Origin of the sequence: Polyangium spumosum (assembly GCF_009649845.1) — a bacterium.
Classification (GTDB): Bacteria; Myxococcota_A; Polyangia; order Polyangiales; family Polyangiaceae; genus Polyangium; species Polyangium spumosum.
Genome location: NZ_WJIE01000001.1, coordinates 1,290,469 through 1,309,251 on the forward strand (window position 1 = coordinate 1,290,469; position 18,783 = coordinate 1,309,251).

An 18,783-nucleotide genomic window follows, 5' to 3' on the forward strand; every position below is an offset into this window, starting at 1 on the left:
GGGACGAATATGGCGACGCACGGAGACAGGCCGCCGGGGCGGGACAGGGCCGAGGCCCTCATGCAGTTCTACGCGCGCAAGGAGGGCCGCTACGACGCGGAGCTCGACGCGGGCGGGGACGTCTCGTTCGGCGAGTTCGGCTTCCGGCACGACGCCGACAAGGACGCCCTCACGGGCCGCGTCTTCGTGGCGAAGGCGTGGCGCCAGGGCGCGCCCGAGGCGCAGATCGACAATTTCATGAAGGTCGGCCGCGCGCTCAACGATCCGGCGATCGGCGGGCTCTTCGAGCAGGGCGGGGGGTATTTCCACCTCGACCCGGACAAACGCATGTATTTCCTGAAGAAGGATTTCCCTCTCGCCACGACGACGCGGGAGGGCCTCGACGAGGGCATGGAGGAGCTCCGGGAGCTCGCGGCCGTGTGGACGACGCGCTGGTTCGCGCGCGTCGCGGACATCACGCACGGCCGCGCGCTCCCGCCGCTGCGCCCCGTGAAGCGGGACGATCCCGACGAACAGATCTGACGGAATCGACGAGGCCGACCATGGCAGAGCTCGAGCTTGCTTTCGAAAACAACGAGGACTCCCTCGACGTCCGGCATTTCTCCGTGCGGGAGGTGATCTCGGGCTCGTTCGACGTGGGCGTGCTCGCGCGCTCCCGCCTCGCCGGGCTCGATCTCGAGAGCTTCGTCGGTCGCCCGGCGGCGTTCCTCATGATGGGCGGTCCGCTCGCGTCCCCGCGCGCCTGGTCCGGCGTCGCGAGCCACATCCAGATGGTGCAGGCCGAGCTGACGGGCCTGTCCACCTATTTCGTGCGGATCGTCCCGCAGATGTTCCTGCTCCGGCTCCGCAAGCGGAACCGCATCTTCCAGCACATGACGATCCCGCAGATCGTGCAGAAGATCCTCGGTGAATACTCGATCGTCCACCAGATGAAGACGACCGACGATCACCAGGAGCACGAGTATCGCGTCCAGTACGAGGAGAGCGATTTCGATTTCGTGAGCCGCCTGCTCGAGGAGGAGGGCATCTCCTACCATTTCAAGCAGGTCGGCGGCGGCAAGGCCGGCTCGTACACGACCGAGCTCATCCTGGCGGACAAACCCGAGGCGGGCGAGGAGCGCCCCGTGCTGCCGTTCGTCTATGCGCCGAACCAGGACGCGCGCCAGGAGTTCGTCCGCAACCTCAAGGTCGCGCACCGCATTCGCCCCGGCGCGGCGAGCTTCCGCGACTACGACTTCGTGCGCCCCGATTTCCACCTGCTCGGCGACGCGACGAAGTCGGACAAACCCGAGGATTTCTACGAGCTCTATCGCTACGCGCCGGCCGCGCTCGTCAAGGATCGGCGCGAGAAGCCGCGCGTCCCCGGCGACATCGAGGGCAAGCTCGCGGCCGACATCGATCTCGCGGCCGCGCGCCGCGGCAAGCGCGAGATCGAGTTCGATTCGAATGCCTACGACCTCGCGCCGGGCGTCCTCTTCACCGTCTCCGGCCACCCGCGCGGCGACGTCACGGCGGGCCGCTACCTCTGCACCGAGATCAGCGTCGAGGGCACGCACGACGGCGAGTGGAGCCTCTCCGGCGCGGCCGCGTTCGTCGAGGAGAAGACGCGGTTCCGGCCCGTGAAGGTCACGCCGAAGCCCGTCGTCGAGGGCGTCGAGAGCGCGATCGTCGTGGGCCCGAAGGGCGAGGAGATCCACACCGACGAGCACGGCCGCGTCCGCGTGCAGTTCCACTGGGATCGCGACGGCCAGTACGACGATCAATCGTCCTGCTGGATCCGCGTGAGCCAGGCCTGGGCCGGCGGCGCGTTTGGCATGATCGTGCTGCCGCGCGTGAGCCAGGAGGTCTTGATCGGCTTCCTCGAAGGGGATCCCGATCAGCCCGTCCTCATCGGCCGCGCGTACAACAAGGTCGCGCCCGTGCCCTTCAACCTCCCCGAACAGCGGACGGTGAGCACCTGGAAATCGCAGTCCTCGCCGAAATCCGAGGGCTGGAACGAGATCACCTTCGACGACGCCGCGGGCAAGGAGGTGCTCTACGTGCAGGCCCAGAGAAACCTCTCCAAGCTCGTCAAGGCGAACGAGAACGAGCGCACGGGCGCGAACCGCTCGATCTTCGTCGGCGCGAACCGCAGCTCCTTCATCGGCGCCGTCGACAACGTCCTCGTCGGCCAGCGCAGCGTCGCGGCCATGGTCGAGTGGAAGGAGACGGAGCCGAACAAGCCCCCGACGATGGTGCTCAAGGAGACGATGATCGAGACGATCCACCCGAAGATCTCGCTCACCACGGGCAAGGGCACGAGCCTCATCGACGACGCGGACATCAACCTGCTCGCCGATCGTAATGTCGTCCTGAAATCGGGCAAAGAAGTCATCATCGAGGGCAAACACGTCTACATCAACACGAAGAGCGTGCCCGGCCAGGCGCCCAAGGTGGAGGGCAGCGCGAGCGACGGCGCGCGCAGGCCCGAGGGCCGCACGCTCGGCGCGGTGCGCGAGGTCTTCGGCCAGCCGAAGCCGAGGGCCGTGCGCCTCGCGATGCAGCGCCAGATCATCACGTACCGGCCCCCCACGCCGAAGCAGGTCTTCATGGCGGGGTTGCCGGGACAAGCGATCGCGCAGGTGCACGCGCGCGCGAAGGTCGCACTCGATTTCTTGAAGAACTTCGGCAAGAAATTCGACCAGGCCCTCGGCGGGCTGCGCGACTTCTTGCCGTCCGAGGCGAGCGAGATCCTGAGCCAGGTGCAGGGCATCGACCTGAAGAAGCCGGTGCAGAGCATCGTGGAGAAGGGCCTGCCGAAGCTCATCAGCGCCTCCATCCAGACCCCGCCCTTCGTCCCGCCGGGCCTGCTCTGAGCCACGAGCGGCCTCCTGCACGAGCTGAACGAGTATTTCAGGGAATGGCCAGCCAACGCGCCGCAATCCGCTACCAGCAACGCACACTCCACGCGCCCGTGCCGAGCGACGCCGCCGTTCGGCTCTGCCGGCTCGCGCCCGGCGGCCACCGCATCGCGTTCGTCCGCGAGGACGAAGGCGAGGACCAGAGCGGGATCTGGATCGCGGAGATCGGAAATGCCCACACGGCCCGGCTCCTCGTCCCCATGAAGCCGGGCGACGTCGAGGATCTCGCGTTTTCCCCCGACGGCGCGCGTATCGCCTATCGCGTCGCGCCCCTGCTCGGCGCCCGCGCCACCGTCGGCTGGGCGAGCGCGGAGACGCCGGGCGAGATCCGGCGCGTGGAAGGGACCGGGTACGGCTTCACGCCCGGCGGCGGCGCCATCCTCGTCGCCGACCCCTACCGCAAATCGCTGCTCCGTTATGGCCTCGACGAGGCCGAGCCGCGCGAGCTCGGCCCCTTCGAGGACGACGCCGATCCCTCATTTCCCGCGCAGATCGCGGTCTCGCCCGACGGCGCGCACATCGTGTACACGGCCGGTCGCGACGGCGAGGAGATCTCCGAGGTCTGGCTCGTCAAGCGCGACAAGGGCGTGGTCGTGACGTCGATCCTCACCGAGATCCCGGGGGCGAACGTGCACATCCGGCCTTTCTGGTCCCCGAAGGGCGCGACGCTTGGCCTCTTCTGCGTGCACGAGGACCAGGAGAAGAGCGCGCTCATCGTCGTCCCGCGCCTCGAGGGCGAGGGGCACGTGCTCTACGAGAGCGGCCTGCTCGATCCGCCGGGGACGCCCACGTTCACGCCCTCCGCCCGCTCCATCGCCTTTTTCCGTGCGGAGAAGCCGGATCACGAGGAGCGCCCGGGCGAGACCCGCCTCGTCCTGCTCGACGTCAAGCGCGAGACCTTCGCGGCGCTGACCGAGGTGGACGAGGTCTCGGGCACGCCTCGGTTGTTCGATGACCACACGATCGCCGTGGACGGCGAGGGGCAAGCGCACCTCTTCGTATTCGACGATCCGCTCTGACGATGGTGCTAGACTCGATTCCAGCAAGGAAGAGCTCGACATGGCGCTCGACGATCCGGATCTCCCGACCTCTGGTGTCTTCCCGAACGCGGAAGAGCTGAAGGATTGCATCACCGTCACGGTCCGGCAGCCTCGCTCGGATCTCGATTTCAGCGTTCTCTTGCCCGACGGCTGGTACCAGCAGCCGGCGCCGGTGGACAAGATCAACTTCTCGAAGGAGTCCGAGTTCATGCCGCTCGCGCTCTTCAGCGCGGCGAAGGAGATGCTCCCGCCGATCCTCTTCATGGTCGGCGTCCGCCCCGCGCCGAAGAAGGGCAACGTGGCCGAGTGGCTGGAGCGGCAATGTTATCTGCAGCAATTCGCGCTCCTGCGCATGAAGCTCAACAAGTTCCCGTTCGGCTGGGCGGCGGAGGCGGTCGCGCTGCACGCGAGTGATTTCGGCAAGATGAAGCTGCGCGTCACGATGTTCGAGGACGGCAACCGCCTCTTCGTGCTCACCGGAATGGCGCCGCTCGACGTGTGGGACGCGTGGGTCGTCCCCTTGGGGCTCTGCGTCAACACCTTCGAGCTGCTCCAGCCCAAGGGTCAGAGCGCTCCGCTCGCGCCGAAGTACTCCGAGGGCGAAGGCGAGCCCGAGGAGAAGTAGCCCCCGGGGGGCATGCGCCCCCGGGCGGCCTTGTTACTTCACAGCTCGATCTTCGACGCGTCGAGCACGTCGTTTTTCGGATCCGCCGCCACGGTCTTGCTCGGCGGCGGCGCCGTGCCCTTCTCGGCCCAGTCCACGAGGGCGTCGAACGCGCGTTCGGCGTAGGGCTGCAGGATCGTGAAGGCATCCTGCGCGCCCTCCTCGGCCGGCGTCCCGTCGAAATCGAAATCGAGCACCCCGTCCGAATGCAGATCCACGTGGCCGCCGCCGGCCACGACGTAGAGCCGGTACAGGCTCGGATCCCCGTACGCGGTCACCGCGTCGCGATAAGCCTCCGCGTTCGCGATCACCCCGAGCAGCCCGTCCGCGTCGCCGTGCACGCTCACGAGCGGCGCCGAGAACTCGCCCGTGTTCGCGTTTTTCAGGGCATACGACACGCTCTCGTCCGTCCAGCCGGCGTCCGGCGCCGAGGCCAGGAACGCGTAGAACGGCGGCGGATCCATGTCGTTCGGCGGGAAGCAGCTATACGCCGCGCTCTCCGTCAGGTCGTGGCCGAGCAGCTCTGCCTTGAAGTAATAGGCCGTGAAGTTGTAGTACCCGATCCCCTTGAATTGCGGGAGCGCCGCCTTGAGAGAATCGAAGGCCGTGTTGTACGCGCCCCAGATCGTCGCCGACGGCGCGCCGAAGCCCGCCGCGATCATCGCATCCTCTGCGCCCGAGAACGGCGGCGTCTCCGCGAATGCGGCCGGCGTCGAGAGCGTCGCCGGATCGTAGGCCCATTTCATGGCGAGCGCCGCCCGCTCGTTCGTGCTCACGAGGTGGTTCGCCGCGGCGTACTCGGCCGTCGACACCGTCCCGTCCTTGTCCTCGTCGAGCACCCGCGCGTCGGGCCAGTAGGCGCCCGACCAGTCGAGCCCGCCGGCGAAGAGCGGCTCCTCGCCGGCCTTCTGCCTCTCGTGATCGAGCTCCAGCGCGCGCCGCACCTGGTATCCGCCGTTCGACAGGCCCACCGCGTACACCTCGCTCGGCGCGGCGCACGTCACCTCCTCGAGCCGCTCGGCCGCCCAGCGCGCGAGATCCAGCATCATCGCGCCCCAGTGCTCGGTCGGGTGCGCCTTCGAGAGCAGCGTCGCGTTCCCGTCCGCGCCGCCGTTCGTCATACCCTTGTTGCCGGCCACGTAGGCATACCCGCGCCGCAGCACCCAGGGCACGATCGTCCCCTCGTTCGCGAATTCGCTGCGCGTGCCGGGCGTCCCTGCCACCACGAGCTTGCCGTTCCAGTCCTTCGGCACCTTCAGCACGATCTCCTGCGTCCGCGTGACGCCGCCCTCGGACACCACGAGCGTGCCCGTGATCTCCGTTCCCGGGACGTCGTCCTTCGGCGCGAGCTTCAGCGAATGCAGGAGGCTCGCCTGCATCTTCTTCACCTTGTCCTGCTCCGCGGGCGCGAGGCCGTCGAATTCGGCCATCCCGGCCTTGAGCCCCCAGTAGGTGATGTGCGCGAGTCCCCCGTCCCCGCCGCCGTCATACGTCGCGCGCGTGGCTCCCGTGAGCCCGTCCTCGAGCCCCGCGAGGTCCGCCTTCGGCTCGCACGTCGGCGGCGGGGGATTACACGCGTCGCCCACGCAGGAAGGCGGCGGGTTCTGCGCCGGATCGTCGCTGCACCCCGCGAGGGATACCGCCGCGAGGACCACGGCAGCCTGGATGGTATTCGCCCGTCGGGCAAAGGATGGGAAGACCTTGATCATCGAGTGAATCTAGCAAGGAGATGTTGCGCTGCACAACGTCGGCCGAGGCGCGGCGCGCCACGTGCGCAGCCGCTTCGCCAGGAGCCTGCGCGCGTCCGCGTCCGTCGCTTCGCGGTCACCTGTCGAAATTCGGGCGGCTGGTGTCGATGTTCTGCACTTTCGAAACGGACAGGACGCGAACCGACGTGCGCCCCCTTGCCGGCACGGCCCGTGCCTCTATCGTGGTAGCTTGCTGGATACCGCGATCTCCTTTTCGCGCGCCGGCGCCTTCGCCACGAGGTAACACCGTGCGATCACCTCCCCGACGCCTCCTCTCCTCCGCGCTGCTCACCGCCTCGCTCGTTTTCGCGGCGCCCGCCGCGGCGGACGACACGCCCACGCTCCGCTGGGACCGGCCCGTCACCTGTTACCATTTGAACGACGGGAAGGTCCTCCGCGTCCAGTGCACGCGGGACGCCAAAGGAGAGACGTGCCTCGCCGCCCCCGGCGAGATGGTCGGCATCGGCGATCCGCTCGACAAGGTCCAGTCTTGCACGCCCTCGAGCGACAGCGCTTATCGAGAACTCGCGCGCCGCGCCCGCATCGTCCCGGCGATCGCCGAGGCGCCGCCCGGTTATGCGCGCGGCGAGAGCGGCCGGGCCTTCCAGGTCAAATTCGACCTCTTGAACCGCTTCTACATCGGCGTCGGCTGGGCCCCCACCTTGCAATCGAGCCGCGGCTTCGCCGTCCCCCCGGGCTTCCCGTTTGCCCGGGCGAACGCCGAGATGGGCATTCACCTCAGCATCCTCTCGCCGCGCAGGCGCGCCCGGCACGACCTCCGGCTCCTCGAGGGCAGCGCCACCTTCGCCGACCTCGAGCTGCGCGGCACGCTCCTCTCCTACGATTACCAGCACGAGCGCAGGCGCCCGCTCTTCTGGCTCAGCACCTTCTTCGGCGAGCCCGACGTCCACCCGATCCTGCCGCGTATGGGCTTCGGCTTCCGCGTCCTCTCCGTCCTCGATCGCCAGCCCTCCTTCCGCGACGCCCTCGACATGGAGTTCGGCGAGTTCCACGTCGCCTACAACCCCTGGCAATCCGACGACATGTACAGCCACCTCCGCGTCGAGATCGGCGGCGATTTCGGCGCACACTGGCAGGATCGGAAGCTCGTCTCCGGCAAATCGGGCAATTATTTCATCGGCCCCACCGCCGCCATCGAGTCGCGTATCAGCCTGGGCAAGGGCGGCCTGCATTATCTCTTCAGCGACCTCACGTTCCGCAGGCCCACCATCGTCTCCGGCGAGCTCCTCGGCCAGACGGTCAATCGCCTCGCGGGCTCGCTCGCCTACGAAGGTGTGCTCGTCGCGATCAACGATCAGCCCATCTCGGTCCGCCTCGCGGCCGAGGGCCGCACGCAGAACGATTTCGTGCGTGACCTGCGGGCGGTCGAGCTCCGCTTCTTCGCGGGCCTGCGTATGTCCTTCGGGGCCCCGCCGCGTGTCTTCGAGCCGATGCCCGCCTTCGAGGATCCGTGATCCGACGCTCCCTCACCGCCGCGATCGCCGCGATCGCCGTCTCCACCGCGCCCATCGCCGCGGCGGACGAGGGGGACTTTGTTCATTCACCCAAGGGCCGCACCTTCCGCGTCCGCTTCGACCCCGAGAGCCGCATCCGCCTCGGCGCCGCCGCCTCCGGCGCGCGCAAAGAGAATGGCCGGATCACCCCTGCGCTCGATGTCCACGCGGGCATCTCCGTCCGCCGCCGTTATGCCTTCCACGAGGGCCCCGCGCGGGTCGAATGGCAATTCGACCAGAAAATCCTCTCCGGCTTCGTCGCGCCCTTCGCTCGTCCGTTCGGGGACATGCCCTCCTTCGACGCCACGCTCTACGGCGCCGCCGCGCATCGCCACGACCTCGCGCCGCGGATCGTCCTTCCGTCCTCGCCTCCCCTCAGCATCCCTTTCCCCTTCGACGTCGGCTTCGACGGCGAGATCGGCCGCGTCATCGTCCCCCGGGCCTTGCCCACGGGCGTCGCCGACGGCGCGGCCGTCCCCTTCCTGCGTGTCTCCGTCGCGCGCGCGACGGCCTACCTCGATCCTTTGCGCTCCAACCATCCCGGCCGCAGCCTCGAGATCGGCGTCGGCGTGCGTTACGACCTCGACGTCTACGGCCCGCGCCGCGGCGCCGGCCCTGCGGACGCGATCACGCAGCCTCGCCTCGTGCACCGCGTCGCGCCTGGCACCGTCGGCTCGCTCCGCTTCCGCTTCGAGACCGAGGACGGCCTCCTCGCGCTCGACACGCGCGCCGAGGTCGCTCCGCACTGGACCAGCGAGGGCACGTGGAAGGTCGGCGCGCTCGGCTACGGCCGCGTCGAGCGCACGATCCTCGCCATCAACGACGAGCCCATCGCCGCCTTCTTCGACGCGAGCTACCGCCTCGTCCCCCCCGCGCTCGAGCTCGCCGCGACGCACGACGCGCGGGCGAGCCTCGGCCTCACGTTCGGGCTCGATCTCACGCCCAACCCGAGGGTCACGAAGATCCAGCCGAGGAAGCGGGCGCTTCCTTCGCGGCCGGCTTCGCGAGAGGCACGTCGGGGAAAAACAGCGCCGCCACGAACGCCGTGACGCCGAGCCCGGCGATCATCCAGAACGCCGTCCCGAGGCCCTCGGCGAGCAGGCCCGAGATACGCTGCACGACGTCCGGCCCGATCGCCGACATCCCCTCCCGCGAGAGCGCTCGGCTCGCCGCGTCCTTCGGCAGCGACGTGTCCTTCGCGAGCGCCGACACGATCACGCCGCCCATGACCCCCACCGCGACGGCCCCGCCGATCGTGCGGAAGAACATCGTGCTCGCGGTCGCCACCCCGCGCTGCTCCCAGCGCACCGCGGTCTGCACCGAGATGATGAGCGCCGTGTTCGCCGCGCCCATCCCGAGCCCGAAGATCCCCGTCACGACGCGCAGCGCGAGCGGCCCTTGCTCGGCCACGAACGGAAGCGCGACCGCGGCCACCGCCGTGCAACCCATCCCGAAGCGGACGAGCGCGCGAAAGCCGACCCTGGGCAGGATCCTCCCGCTGAGCGTGCTCGCGATCGGCCACGTGATGAGCATCGGCGTGATCGAGCTGCCCGCCTGCGTCGGCGTCCCGCCGCGCACGCCCTGGATGTACAGCGGCACGTACGTGAGGATCGCGATCATCGCGCCGCCGATGACCGCGCCGATCGCCGACGACAGCGCGATCACCCGGCGCGTGAAGAGCGAGAGCGGCAGGAGCGGCTCCTCGGCGCGCCGCTCGACGAAGAGGAACGCCCCGAGCAAGAGCACCGTCGCGAGCACGTACGCCCACTCCGCGGCGTCGTGCACCCCGGAGCTCGCGAGCAAGAGCGCCGTCACGAAGGCCGCGAGCAGGAAGGCCCCGACGAGATCGAGGCGGCGCTTCTGCTTCTCCACGCGCTCGTGTAGCGCCGTCATGACGAGCGCCGCCGCGGCCACGCCGAACGGCAGGTTCATGTAGAAGACCCAGCGCCACGACACGTTCTCGACGATCACGCCGCCGATGATCGGCCCGACGAGCCCGAAGAACCCCCACGCCGCGCCGAACAGCCCCTGCAGCCGCGATCGCTCCTCGATGCCGTAGATGTCGCCGATGATCGTGAGCGGCATCGGCTGCATCGCCCCGGCGCCGAGCCCCTGGATCGCGCGGAAGGCGATCAGCGCCGGCATCGACGTCGCCGCGCCGCTCGCCGCCGATCCCAGGAGGAAGATCGCGATCCCCGCGAGCAGCACGGGCTTTCGCCCGTGCAGATCCGCGAGCTTGCCGAACATGGGCACCGTGATCGCCGACGTGATCAGGTACGCGTTCGTGACCCACGAGTAGTACTGGATCCCGCCGAGATCCCCCGTGACCGTGGGCATCGCGGTCGCCACGACGGTCGCCTCGAGCGCGGCCATCGCGAGCGCCAGCACGAGGCCCGCGAGCGTGAGGCCTCGGCGCGTGTGCCGCTCGTGCGGGGCCGACACGGCGACCATCAAAACACGCCGAACTGACGCACGAGCCCCGCGATCTCCGGGTCCTCCAGGAAGAAGACCTGATCGAGCCCGTCCTGGAACGTGTAGGTCAGGTTCGTCGCCTCCTTCCAGAGCGCGTCTTGATCGAAGGCGTCAAACGGCAGGTTCGAGAGGTGCCGGCGTTTGTCCTCGTCCGAGACGATGGCCATGAACGCGTCGTACGAGCCGATCACCTTCTGCGTGGTCTCGGCGGAGATCGACGGCCGCAGCAGCACCTCGCACATCTGCTCGAGCGGCGAGAGGCGCAGCCGCTCGCGGAGGAACCGCACCACGCGCGCCGCATCCACGCTGCCCTCGCCGCGCCGGAACTCGCCCTTGCCGAAGAGCTCGAGCGAGAAACACACCAGCATCCCGCTCGCGAAGAGCAGCTTGCGGCTCATGCGGAGCTTGACGTTGCGTAGCGCCCAGCCGCCCTTGAAGCCCTGCTTGTTCACGAAGTCGACGGTGATCGTGCGCCAGTAACGGATGATGTCGTTCAACAAAACACGCGTCACGAACTTCGAACGCTTCGAGAACAAGAGCCCCCGATCATCGGAGACGTAGCGGTGCAGCACGAGGTCCGTCACCCGCTCGTGCGCCTCGCTCTCGCCGATCGCGATCGACTCGAGCAGCAGCAGGATGCGCTGCGTGGTGTTGCGGTTCGTGTCGTCGTGGCCGCCGATCAGGTGCAGCAGCGGGTGGCTGAAGGACACGTTGTCGAAGACGCCGAACGGGCTCGGCGGCTGGAACCTCGCCTCGTCGAGGATCCGCGTGATCGCGACGGCCTTCTCGAAGTGGTCCCGATCCGCGCGGCCGTCGACGAGCAGCGTCCAGTCGATGTCGCTGCCGGCCGTGTACTCGCCGCGGGCGAACGACCCGAAGACGACGATGCTCGCGTCCTCGGGATCCTGCCCCTGCAAGAGCTCGCGCAGCCGGCCGAGCGTCTGCGCGGAGAGGTCACGCGCGGCGTGCACGTGGGGGAAGGCGCGGTCCGCCTTCGCCTCGAGCCGCTGGATCACCTCGGATTTCGCTTCCATTCCGGTCTTCCTGAAGGGGGCCGGACACTAGCACATGCGCCGTGGACACGGCGGCGAGGGGCCGATTATCCTCCGCGCATGGCGAGAGACGTCACGCGCATCCGCACCAGGGACGAGTTCGTCGCGCTGCTTCGCCGCGTCGCCGACGCGGTCGAGCGGGGTGAGCCGTTCCGCGTCCAGGTCGGCGGCGTGCGGGTCACGGTCCCGTACGACGCCGAGCTCTCGGTCGAACACGAGGCCGAAGGCGACGCCGAGGAGATCGAGATGCAGCTCCGCTGGCGCCGCGCGCAGACCACGGGCGACGAAGAGACGTGAACGACAGCACGGCGCGCGGGCGCATCTCCGTTCACCCGCGTGGGTTCGGCTTCCTCGGCGTCGACGCGCCGAATGCGGCGAGCGCCTTCATCGCGCCTCCGGACCTGAACCCCTTCCTCGACGGCGACATCGTCAGCGCGCGTATCACCCCCGAGGGCAGCGGCCGCCTCGTCGCGACCGAGCTCGCGCTCGTCAGCCGCCCGCGCGCCGAGGTCTTCGGCAGCGTCGTCCTGCGCGGCGGCAAGCGATACCTGCGGATCGATCGCTCCGTCGCGAACACCGACTGGCCCCTCGACACCACGATCGAGCTCGCCGAAGGCACACACGTCGTGGCCGAGGTCTCGGGTGATCGCCTCGTCGTCGCGCGTGTCGTCCCTGAGGGCGCCGATCTCGGCGTCGAGCGTTGCATCGCGCGGCACGGCCTGCGCGCCGTCTTCGCCGAGTCCCTCGATCGCGCCGCGGAGGAGGCGACCACGCGGCCCGTGCCCATGGAGCGGCGGCGCGATCTCCGCAACGTCCCGACCGTCACCATCGACGCGGCCTCCACGCGGGACATCGACGACGCGCTCGCGGCGTACCCCGCCGATACGAGCGGCGCGCTGCGCGTGCTCGTCTCCATCGCCGACGTCGACGTCTTCGTCCCGGAGCGCTCGCTGCTCGATCGCGAGGCGCGCCTTCGTGGCACGAGCGTCTACCTCGCGGGCCGCGTCCTGCCGATGCTGCCCGAGGCCATCTCCTCGCGCGCCGCGAGCCTCGTCGAGGGCGAAGATCGGCCTGCCCTCACGGCCGAGCTCCGCATCGATCCCGAGGGACGTATCACCTCGACCGACGTCTACGAGAGCCTCATCCGCTCGCGCGCGCGCCTCACGTACGACGCCGTGGACACCTTCCTCGCCGAGGGCCAGGCCGACGGCGTGCCTCGCGCGGTCGAGGGCACGCTGCGCTGGTTGCGCACCGCGGTCGCGCGCCTCTCGGCCGTCCGCGCCGCGCGTGGTGGCGTCAACCTCGCGCGCGAGGAGGCGCGTATCGAGCTCGACGCGATCACGGGTGAGCCCACCGCGATCGAGGCGCGCCGCGAGACGCCCGCGCATCGCCTCGTCGAGCGCCTCATGGTCGCGGCGAACGAGGCCGTCGCGGAGTGGCTCGTCGCGCGTGGCTTGCCTGGCATCTTCCGCGTGCACGACGAACCTTCGCCCGACCGCGTCCGCACGCTCTCCCAGCTCGCGCACAACTTCGGCATCGAGGCAGGCTTCGGCCCTCGCCTCTCTTCGCGCTCGCTCGCGGCGTTCGAGGCGCAGATCGCGGGCGCGCGCTTCGAGCCTGCGATCCGCACCGTGCTCGGCCAGGCCCTCGGCCCTGCGCGATACACGCCCGAGCCTGGCGCGCACTTCGGCCTCGGCGCGCCGCTCTACTTGCACTTCACCTCGCCGATCCGCAGGTACGCCGACCTCGTCGTGCACCGCATCTTGAAGCGTTACCTCGAGGGCCACCGCGACTACGACGACATCCGCGCCGGGCTCGTGGTGCTCGCGGCCGACTGTGATCGCGCCTCGACGAACGCGGGCAAGGCCGAGGCCGAGCGCCACCGCATGCTCGTCGCGCGCCTCTACGCGGGCCGACTCGGCGAGGAGGTCACGGGCAACGTCGTCGCGATCAAGCCGTTCGGTTTGCTCGTGCAGATCGCCGGCACGGGCGCGATGGGCTCGATCACGACGGACGCGTTGCCCGGCGGGCCGCTACGCACCGACCCCGCGGCGCAAGCGCTCATCGGCGCGGGCGTGCGGTATGCGGTGGGGGATCGGATCACCGCGACGGTGGCGGCGGTGCACGAAGAGCTCGGCCGGATCGACCTCGTGCCTTCGCGGTGACGAGGGCGCTCGGCGGCAGGACGAGGGCGCTTTCTTGCGTGACGAGGGCGCTTTCTTGCGTGACGAGGGCGCGATCTCGCGTGACGAGGGCGCTTTCTTGCGTGACGAGGGCGCTTTCTTGCGTGACGAGGGCCTCCAGCGTGATGACGACGCGATTTGCCGGGGGCCTCGGTCCGGGTGACGACGGGCCGGGGGCGGGTGACGGCGGGCCCTCTCCGGAGGACGGTGCCCTGGAGCCGTTCCCCACTTGACACTCCTCGCTGCATCGCCCGATTCTCCCGGCATGCCGGTGCTCCCCAGCGACGATCCGACGCACACCCTCGAAATCCTCGCCGCGAAGGTCGGCGCGCCCCCGCCGGGATTGCTCGACGCGTTACTCGCCGGCACCGACAACGAGCAGCTCACCGACAAGGGACGGGAGATCGCCACGAGCCGGCTCGTCGTCGACGGAGTGCGGCTTTATCAGGAGGCGTACAACTTCTGGCAAGAGGCCTCCGACGAGCAGAAGAAGCGCCTCAAGGGCTTCTCGTTGCCCCTGCTCGGCGTGGCCGTGCATCAGCTCCTCGCGCTGCACGTGCGAGCGCAGAAGATGGCGGATGACGCGTCGGACGAAGGGAAGTCGCGCGCGAAACGCACGACCGAGGCGAGCCGGACCGCGTCGCATGCGGTCGCGATGCGTGATCAGGCCGCGTCGGCGCTGCGCGACGCCGCAGGCCTCGACCCGGCCTTGCGCGCGGAGGTCGACGAGGCCGTGGGCACGGCCGAGACGACGGACACGCTCGCGCGTGGGCTCAGCGGGCTCGCCGATGTCCTCGATACGTGGCTAAAGTCGCCGGCGGGCTCGTCGATCCACGCGCGGCTCACGCTCGCGAGCCTCGACGCAGCGTACGCGGAGGAGCTCCACGCAACGGCAAACGCCGTGCGAACGACCGCAGCGCAAGCCGGCGAGCGCAACGCCGCGCGCGCCGCCGCGCAGGCCGGGCTCGATCGCGAAGACGGCGTGGCGATCCTCCTGCTCGGGCAGATCGTGCGCGCTTTTGATGCGGCGAACGATCTCGAGCCGACGATCCCGCGGCTGCTCCCGAACTCGACGCGGCGGCTGTTCTCGCGGCGGACGAAGAAGAAGGCGGGCGCGGCGGAGGCGTGACGCCTCCACCCACGCGCCTCACTTGTCGAGCAGCCCCATCACCACGAGCAGCGCGATCACGATTCCCATCAAGCTCTCGCCCGCGATGAACCCGGACGACACGGGCACCGTGAGACGCTCGGCCATCGCCGGCTTCACCTTGCGCAGCACGTGCGCGATGAGCGAGCCGATGAACATCGCGATCGCGTTACTCGCCGGGATCACGAGCGCGATCCCGATCCCCGCCGGCGACGGGATGTACGGCAAGAGCTTCTTCGGCGCGAAACGTTCGGCGAGCGCGAGCACGAGGCCCAGCGCGAAGCCCACGCCGATCGCGCGTAACGCGCCGGGCGGAAGGCCGCCGAGACCACCCGCGAAGGCTTGCGACACGCCGGCCCACACGAGGCACGAGGGCGCAGGCCACTCCTCGCTGCCGAGCACCGTCGGGTCCGGGATGATGAGCCAGAAGGCCGGCACCACCACGAGCGCGCCCGCGATCACGCCGAAGAGCTGGCCCTTGAGCTGCTGACGTGGGCTCGCGCCGAGGAGCCAGCCGCTCTTCAGGTCCGTCAGCAGATCCGCCGCGTGCAGGCCGATCCCGCCCGTCACGTTCGCGCTCATGATGTTGCCCGTGAGGTTGCCCGGCGTGATCACGCCATACACCGCCTGCGTCACCGGCCCGAGCGCCTTCGTCGGCGTCACGTCGGTCTCGCCCGTCACGCGCGCCGCGACGAAGCCCATGATCACCGCGAGCGGCACGGCGACGATCCCCGCCCAGAGCGGGATCTTGAACAGGAACGCCATGAGCGTGATCACCACGGGCGCGAGGACGGCGAAGCCCGCGGGGAACCACCACTCGGGGCACTCCACCTCCGCGATCGGCTCCCTCTTCTCGGCGGACGCGCCACGCGAAAATAGCCCCGACAAACCGCGGAACGAACGCGCGACGCTCTTGTAATCGAGCACGAAGCTCGTCAGGCCCGAGGCGACGAGGATCGCGGCGCCGGGCCAGAGCGTCCAGCCGACGATCGCCTTGTAGCTGACCTCCTTGATCGCGTGCTCCTCGAAGAGCCTCGGCGCGAGGATCACGTAACAGCCGAGCCCCGAGAGCAGCAGCGACCAGCCCGTCCGGAAGCTCATGAGCGCGCCCGCGCCGACGAGCACGAGCTCGCTCTTCAGCGTGATCGTCCAGTCCTTCGCGGCGCGCCCGGCGATCGCGAACGGCAGCGGGATCGCGCCGGGGATGTTGAAGGGCATCCACGCAGCCTTCGCGTCGCGCAGGAAGGTGAGCAGCGCGCCGACGAGCCCCGCGAGCCCGAGCAGCCGCGCCTTGTCTTTGCCGCCGCCCACGGCCTTCTCCGCGCCGGGCGCTCCCGCGTGTGCCGCGTCGTGCATCGAGCGCAGCGTCTCGGCCGTCGCCGTGCCCGTCGGGAAGGCGAGCGCCTCGCGGTTGATGAGCTGGCGCTTGATCGGGATGGCGGCGAAGACGCCGAGGGCCGCGATCGCGCCGAACCAGAGCATCATCCAGAGCGGGTCGGGGCGCATCGTCGTGACCATGAGCAGCGCGCCGAACGCGGCCATGTTGCCGCCGCCCGTCATGTAGCCCGCCGCCGAGGCGACCGAGCCCATCGCGTTGTTCTCGAGGATCGTGAACTCGCTCTTCGTCAGCCTCATCGCCCGGAAGAGCTCGAAGACCGCAAACGCGAGGATGCAGGCGGTCAGCGTGACGCCGAGGCTCCAGCCCGTCTTGAAAAAGACGTAGAGGTTGCTCAAACACATCACGCCGCCGATGAGCATGCCGGCGATGATGGCGCGCACCGTGAGCTGTTTTTCCCCTTTTCGATAGATGGTCTCGAGCCATTGTTGCTCGGGATCCTTCGCGGGGGCGTTCTCCGTCGGCACAGCGGGATCGGCGGGCGGGGCGTGGTTCATCGTCGTCATCGCGGCTCGGCCGCGAGCGTACCGGAGAAACGCCCCCCGCGCGAAGAAAAACCTACTCGTCGAGACCCGGGAGGATCGTCACTTCGAGCGCGCTCGGCATCGCCTGCGACCGATAGACCCGGTGCGTGGCTTTCGTGTAATCGCTCGGCTTGGCCGCGAAGATGCTGGGCACGAATTTCTGCGGGTTTCGATCGATGAACGGGAACCAGCTCGATTGCACCTGGATCACGATCCGGTGCCCTCGTTTCCACGTGTGGAAGACGTCGTTCACCGCGAATTTCACCTTCGTGGGCTCGCCCGGGACGAAGGGCTTCGGCGCCTCGTAGCTCTCGCGGAAGCGCCCGCGGAAGGGCTCGCCGCGCACGAGGATCTGCTGGCCGCCGCGGTCTCTTTTGCCCGCGCGCAGGTCGCTCTTGCTGAAATCCGGCATCTTGCCCGGGTTCTCGTCGATGAGCTTCACCACCCAGTCGGCGTCGGTCCCGGTCGTGCTCACCCAGAGCTCGGCCTCGAGCGGGCCCGCGAGCGTCACGTCCCGCTCGAGCGGCTCGGAGCGATATTCGAGCACGTCCGGCCTCCGCGAGGCGAAGCGCTGGTCCTCCGCCATGTAGCTCGACGACCAGTCGTTGCCGATGTCCTGGGTATAGGGGACGGGTTTGTCGGGGTCGCTCAGGTATTCGTCGCTCGCGGCCTCCGTGTTTTGCGGCGGCTCGAACGAGAGCGCGCCGCTCTCGTGCAGGTAGAGCCGCCCTTTTTTCGCCGCGCGCGGGGGCCAGGCGGAGAACCTCCGGAAGCGGTTCGCGCCCGTCTCGAAGACGAGCGCCTCCGCGAGCTCCGGGTCCGGCCCGTCCTTCAGGTGGTGCTTGAAGAACGCGAGCTCGAGCTCCTTGAACGCGTCATTCGTGGCGAACCCGAACTCCGCGTCGCCGAGGCTGTCCCCCCTGCCGTGGTGCCAGCCGCCGTGGCTCCACGGGCCCATGACGATCGAGTTCTTCGCCTTCGGGTTTTGCGCCTCGATCGCCTGGTACATCGCGAGCGGGCCGTAGAGGTCCTCCGTATCGAAGAAACCTCCGACGACGAGCACGGCGGCCTCGATGTTGCGCAGGTGGGGCAGGATGTTCCTCGCCTTCCAGAACTCGTCGTAGTTCGGGTGCGCCACGATGTCGCGGAAGAACGGGCGGTCGCCCTTGAAATGCCGCGCCTCGGCCTCGGCGAGGGGCCCCGCGCCCAGGAAAAACCGGTATGCGTCGGGGGTCCCGTAATCGAAATCCTCCCAGTCGTCCTCCCCGGGCTCGTAGGGCTTCGCCCTCGGCTTGTCGAAGGAGGCGAAAAAATGGAAGGCGAGCTGGAGGTTGAAGGCGCCGTGCCGGTGCATGTCGTCGCCGCGGAACCAGTCGGCGATCGGCGCCTGCGGCGAGACGGCCTCGAGCGCCGGGTGCGAGTCGATCGCCCCCGCGGCCGCGTAAAACCCCGGATACGAGGTGCCGAGCAGCCCCACGCGGCCGTTGTTGTCGGCCACGTTTTTCGTCAGCCACTCGATCGTGTCATACGTGTCCGAGCTCTCGTCGATGTCGTTCGGGCCTTTTTTGTCGATGTGCGGCCGCATGTTGACGTACTCGCCCTCGGACATGTACCGGCCGCGCACGTCCTGGAGGACGAAGATGAAGCCCTCCTTTTCGAGCGCCTCGGAGGCGAAGCGGCGCGGATACCGATCGACCCCGTAGGGCCACACGGTGTAGGGCGTGCGCATCATCAGGAACGGATACCTTCGCGAGGGGCTCGCGTCGTTCGGCACGTACACGGCCGTGAAGAGCCGCGCGCCGTCGCGCATGGGAATGCGGTATTCGTATTTCGTGTAGCGCGCCCGGATGAACGCGGCCCGCGGGTTCGGCTCCTCGGCCCCCTTCGAGGCCTCGGCCGCGGCGGCGGGCGCCGGCGGAGAGGCAGGCAGGGGCGGCGGCGACGGGGCGCCGTTCTCCGAGGTCTGGCACGCCGTGGAGGCGAGCAGCGCGAGGACGAGCGGGGATGTGCGGGGGAGAGAGACACGAACGGACACGAACGGACCTCCTTGGGCGCGAGGGGCGCACAGGATAGACGCCGCGCGCGGCGATCGTGACCGAAATTGAATCGACGCACCCGGAGCGCGGCGGTAAGGAGTGCCTGG

Annotated in this window: 14 protein-coding genes; 9 read left to right on the forward strand and 5 right to left on the reverse strand. The window is 69.2% G+C overall.

Annotated elements, in window-relative coordinates:
- Nucleotides 1-9 precede the first annotated feature (9 nt).
- The 4 genes from GF068_RS05400 to GF068_RS05415 are packed head-to-tail and all read left to right on the forward strand — an operon-like array spanning nucleotide 10 to nucleotide 4,565.
- Nucleotides 10-522, forward strand: coding sequence for a hypothetical protein (locus GF068_RS05400; RefSeq protein ID WP_153818160.1), 513 nt, complete (start codon nucleotides 10-12; stop codon nucleotides 520-522).
- A 20-nt stretch (nucleotides 523-542) separates the two neighbouring features.
- Nucleotides 543-2,855: a type VI secretion system Vgr family protein gene (locus GF068_RS05405; protein ID WP_153818161.1), complete on the forward strand. Its 2,313-nt coding sequence runs from the start codon at nucleotides 543-545 to the stop codon at nucleotides 2,853-2,855.
- Between the two features lie 44 nt (nucleotides 2,856-2,899).
- Complete coding sequence (locus GF068_RS05410) at nucleotides 2,900-3,919, forward strand: TolB family protein (protein WP_153818162.1); 1,020 nt, start codon at nucleotides 2,900-2,902, stop codon at nucleotides 3,917-3,919.
- Between the two features lie 40 nt (nucleotides 3,920-3,959).
- On the forward strand, nucleotides 3,960-4,565 hold the full coding sequence (locus tag GF068_RS05415) for a hypothetical protein (protein ID WP_153818163.1): 606 nt from the start codon (nucleotides 3,960-3,962) through the stop codon (nucleotides 4,563-4,565).
- Between the two features lie 38 nt (nucleotides 4,566-4,603).
- Here GF068_RS05415 and GF068_RS05420 read toward each other — a convergent pair whose 3' ends face one another.
- Nucleotides 4,604-6,313: an alpha/beta hydrolase domain-containing protein gene (locus GF068_RS05420; RefSeq protein ID WP_153818164.1), complete on the reverse strand. Its 1,710-nt coding sequence runs from the start codon at nucleotides 6,311-6,313 to the stop codon at nucleotides 4,604-4,606.
- A gap of 287 nt (nucleotides 6,314-6,600) precedes the next feature.
- On the opposite strand from GF068_RS05420, the gene GF068_RS05425 reads away from it, so the two are divergent.
- A complete protein-coding gene (locus tag GF068_RS05425; RefSeq protein ID WP_153818165.1) occupies nucleotides 6,601-7,827 on the forward strand; it encodes a hypothetical protein in 1,227 nt (408 codons plus the stop codon).
- On the forward strand, nucleotides 7,824-8,915 hold the full coding sequence (locus GF068_RS05430) for a hypothetical protein (protein WP_153818166.1): 1,092 nt from the start codon (nucleotides 7,824-7,826) through the stop codon (nucleotides 8,913-8,915). The genes GF068_RS05425 and GF068_RS05430 overlap by 4 nt, the downstream gene beginning before the upstream one ends.
- On the opposite strand, the gene GF068_RS05435 is transcribed toward GF068_RS05430, so the two are convergent.
- Together GF068_RS05435 and GF068_RS05440 are read right to left on the reverse strand one after the other, a co-directional pair.
- On the reverse strand, nucleotides 8,821-10,308 hold the full coding sequence (locus GF068_RS05435; RefSeq protein ID WP_338046236.1) for an MDR family MFS transporter: 1,488 nt from the start codon (nucleotides 10,306-10,308) through the stop codon (nucleotides 8,821-8,823). The genes GF068_RS05430 and GF068_RS05435 overlap by 95 nt on opposite strands.
- 8 nt (nucleotides 10,309-10,316) lie before the next feature.
- The gene (locus GF068_RS05440; protein WP_153818168.1) at nucleotides 10,317-11,372 is read right to left on the reverse strand and encodes a nucleotidyltransferase domain-containing protein; all 1,056 of its coding nucleotides are present in this window, start codon (nucleotides 11,370-11,372) and stop codon (nucleotides 10,317-10,319) included.
- Between the two features lie 78 nt (nucleotides 11,373-11,450).
- On the opposite strand from GF068_RS05440, the gene GF068_RS05445 reads away from it, so the two are divergent.
- The 3 genes from GF068_RS05445 (at nucleotide 11,451) to GF068_RS05455 (ending at nucleotide 14,702) form a co-directional block, all read left to right on the forward strand.
- Nucleotides 11,451-11,687 carry an amphi-Trp domain-containing protein gene (locus tag GF068_RS05445; RefSeq protein ID WP_153818169.1) on the forward strand — a complete coding sequence of 79 codons (237 nt, stop codon included), beginning with the start codon at nucleotides 11,451-11,453 and terminating at the stop codon, nucleotides 11,685-11,687.
- Nucleotides 11,684-13,555: a ribonuclease R family protein gene (locus GF068_RS05450; RefSeq protein WP_338046237.1), complete on the forward strand. Its 1,872-nt coding sequence runs from the start codon at nucleotides 11,684-11,686 to the stop codon at nucleotides 13,553-13,555. Before GF068_RS05445 ends, GF068_RS05450 begins: the two co-directional genes overlap by 4 nt.
- A gap of 283 nt (nucleotides 13,556-13,838) precedes the next feature.
- Entirely contained in the window at nucleotides 13,839-14,702 is an 864-nt protein-coding gene (locus GF068_RS05455; protein WP_153818171.1) for a hypothetical protein, read from the forward strand.
- Nucleotides 14,703-14,720: 18 nt separating this feature from the next.
- Here GF068_RS05455 and GF068_RS05460 read toward each other — a convergent pair whose 3' ends face one another.
- Both GF068_RS05460 and GF068_RS05465 read right to left on the reverse strand, forming a co-directional pair.
- The gene (locus tag GF068_RS05460; protein ID WP_153818172.1) at nucleotides 14,721-16,622 is read right to left on the reverse strand and encodes an OPT family oligopeptide transporter; all 1,902 of its coding nucleotides are present in this window, start codon (nucleotides 16,620-16,622) and stop codon (nucleotides 14,721-14,723) included.
- Nucleotides 16,623-16,674: 52 nt separating this feature from the next.
- Nucleotides 16,675-18,675 (reverse strand): CocE/NonD family hydrolase, encoded by a 2,001-nt coding sequence (locus GF068_RS05465; RefSeq protein WP_338046238.1) that lies wholly within the window; start codon nucleotides 18,673-18,675, stop codon nucleotides 16,675-16,677.
- Between the last annotated feature and the right edge of the window lie 108 nt (nucleotides 18,676-18,783).

Bases quoted from the DNA above. Each gene is read 5' to 3' on its own strand.
- GF068_RS05400 (WP_153818160.1), top strand. From the start codon at position 10: ATGGCGACGCACGGAGACAGGCCGCCGGGGCGGGACAGGGCCGAGGCC.
- GF068_RS05405 (WP_153818161.1), top strand. From the start codon at position 543: ATGGCAGAGCTCGAGCTTGCTTTCGAAAACAACGAGGACTCCCTCGAC.
- GF068_RS05410 (WP_153818162.1), top strand. From the start codon at position 2,900: ATGGCCAGCCAACGCGCCGCAATCCGCTACCAGCAACGCACACTCCAC.
- GF068_RS05415 (WP_153818163.1), top strand. From the start codon at position 3,960: ATGGCGCTCGACGATCCGGATCTCCCGACCTCTGGTGTCTTCCCGAAC.
- GF068_RS05420 (WP_153818164.1), bottom strand. From the start codon at position 6,313: ATGATCAAGGTCTTCCCATCCTTTGCCCGACGGGCGAATACCATCCAG.
- GF068_RS05440 (WP_153818168.1), bottom strand. From the start codon at position 11,372: ATGGAAGCGAAATCCGAGGTGATCCAGCGGCTCGAGGCGAAGGCGGAC.
- GF068_RS05445 (WP_153818169.1), top strand. From the start codon at position 11,451: ATGGCGAGAGACGTCACGCGCATCCGCACCAGGGACGAGTTCGTCGCG.
- GF068_RS05455 (WP_153818171.1), top strand. From the start codon at position 13,839: ATGCCGGTGCTCCCCAGCGACGATCCGACGCACACCCTCGAAATCCTC.
- GF068_RS05460 (WP_153818172.1), bottom strand. From the start codon at position 16,622: ATGACGACGATGAACCACGCCCCGCCCGCCGATCCCGCTGTGCCGACG.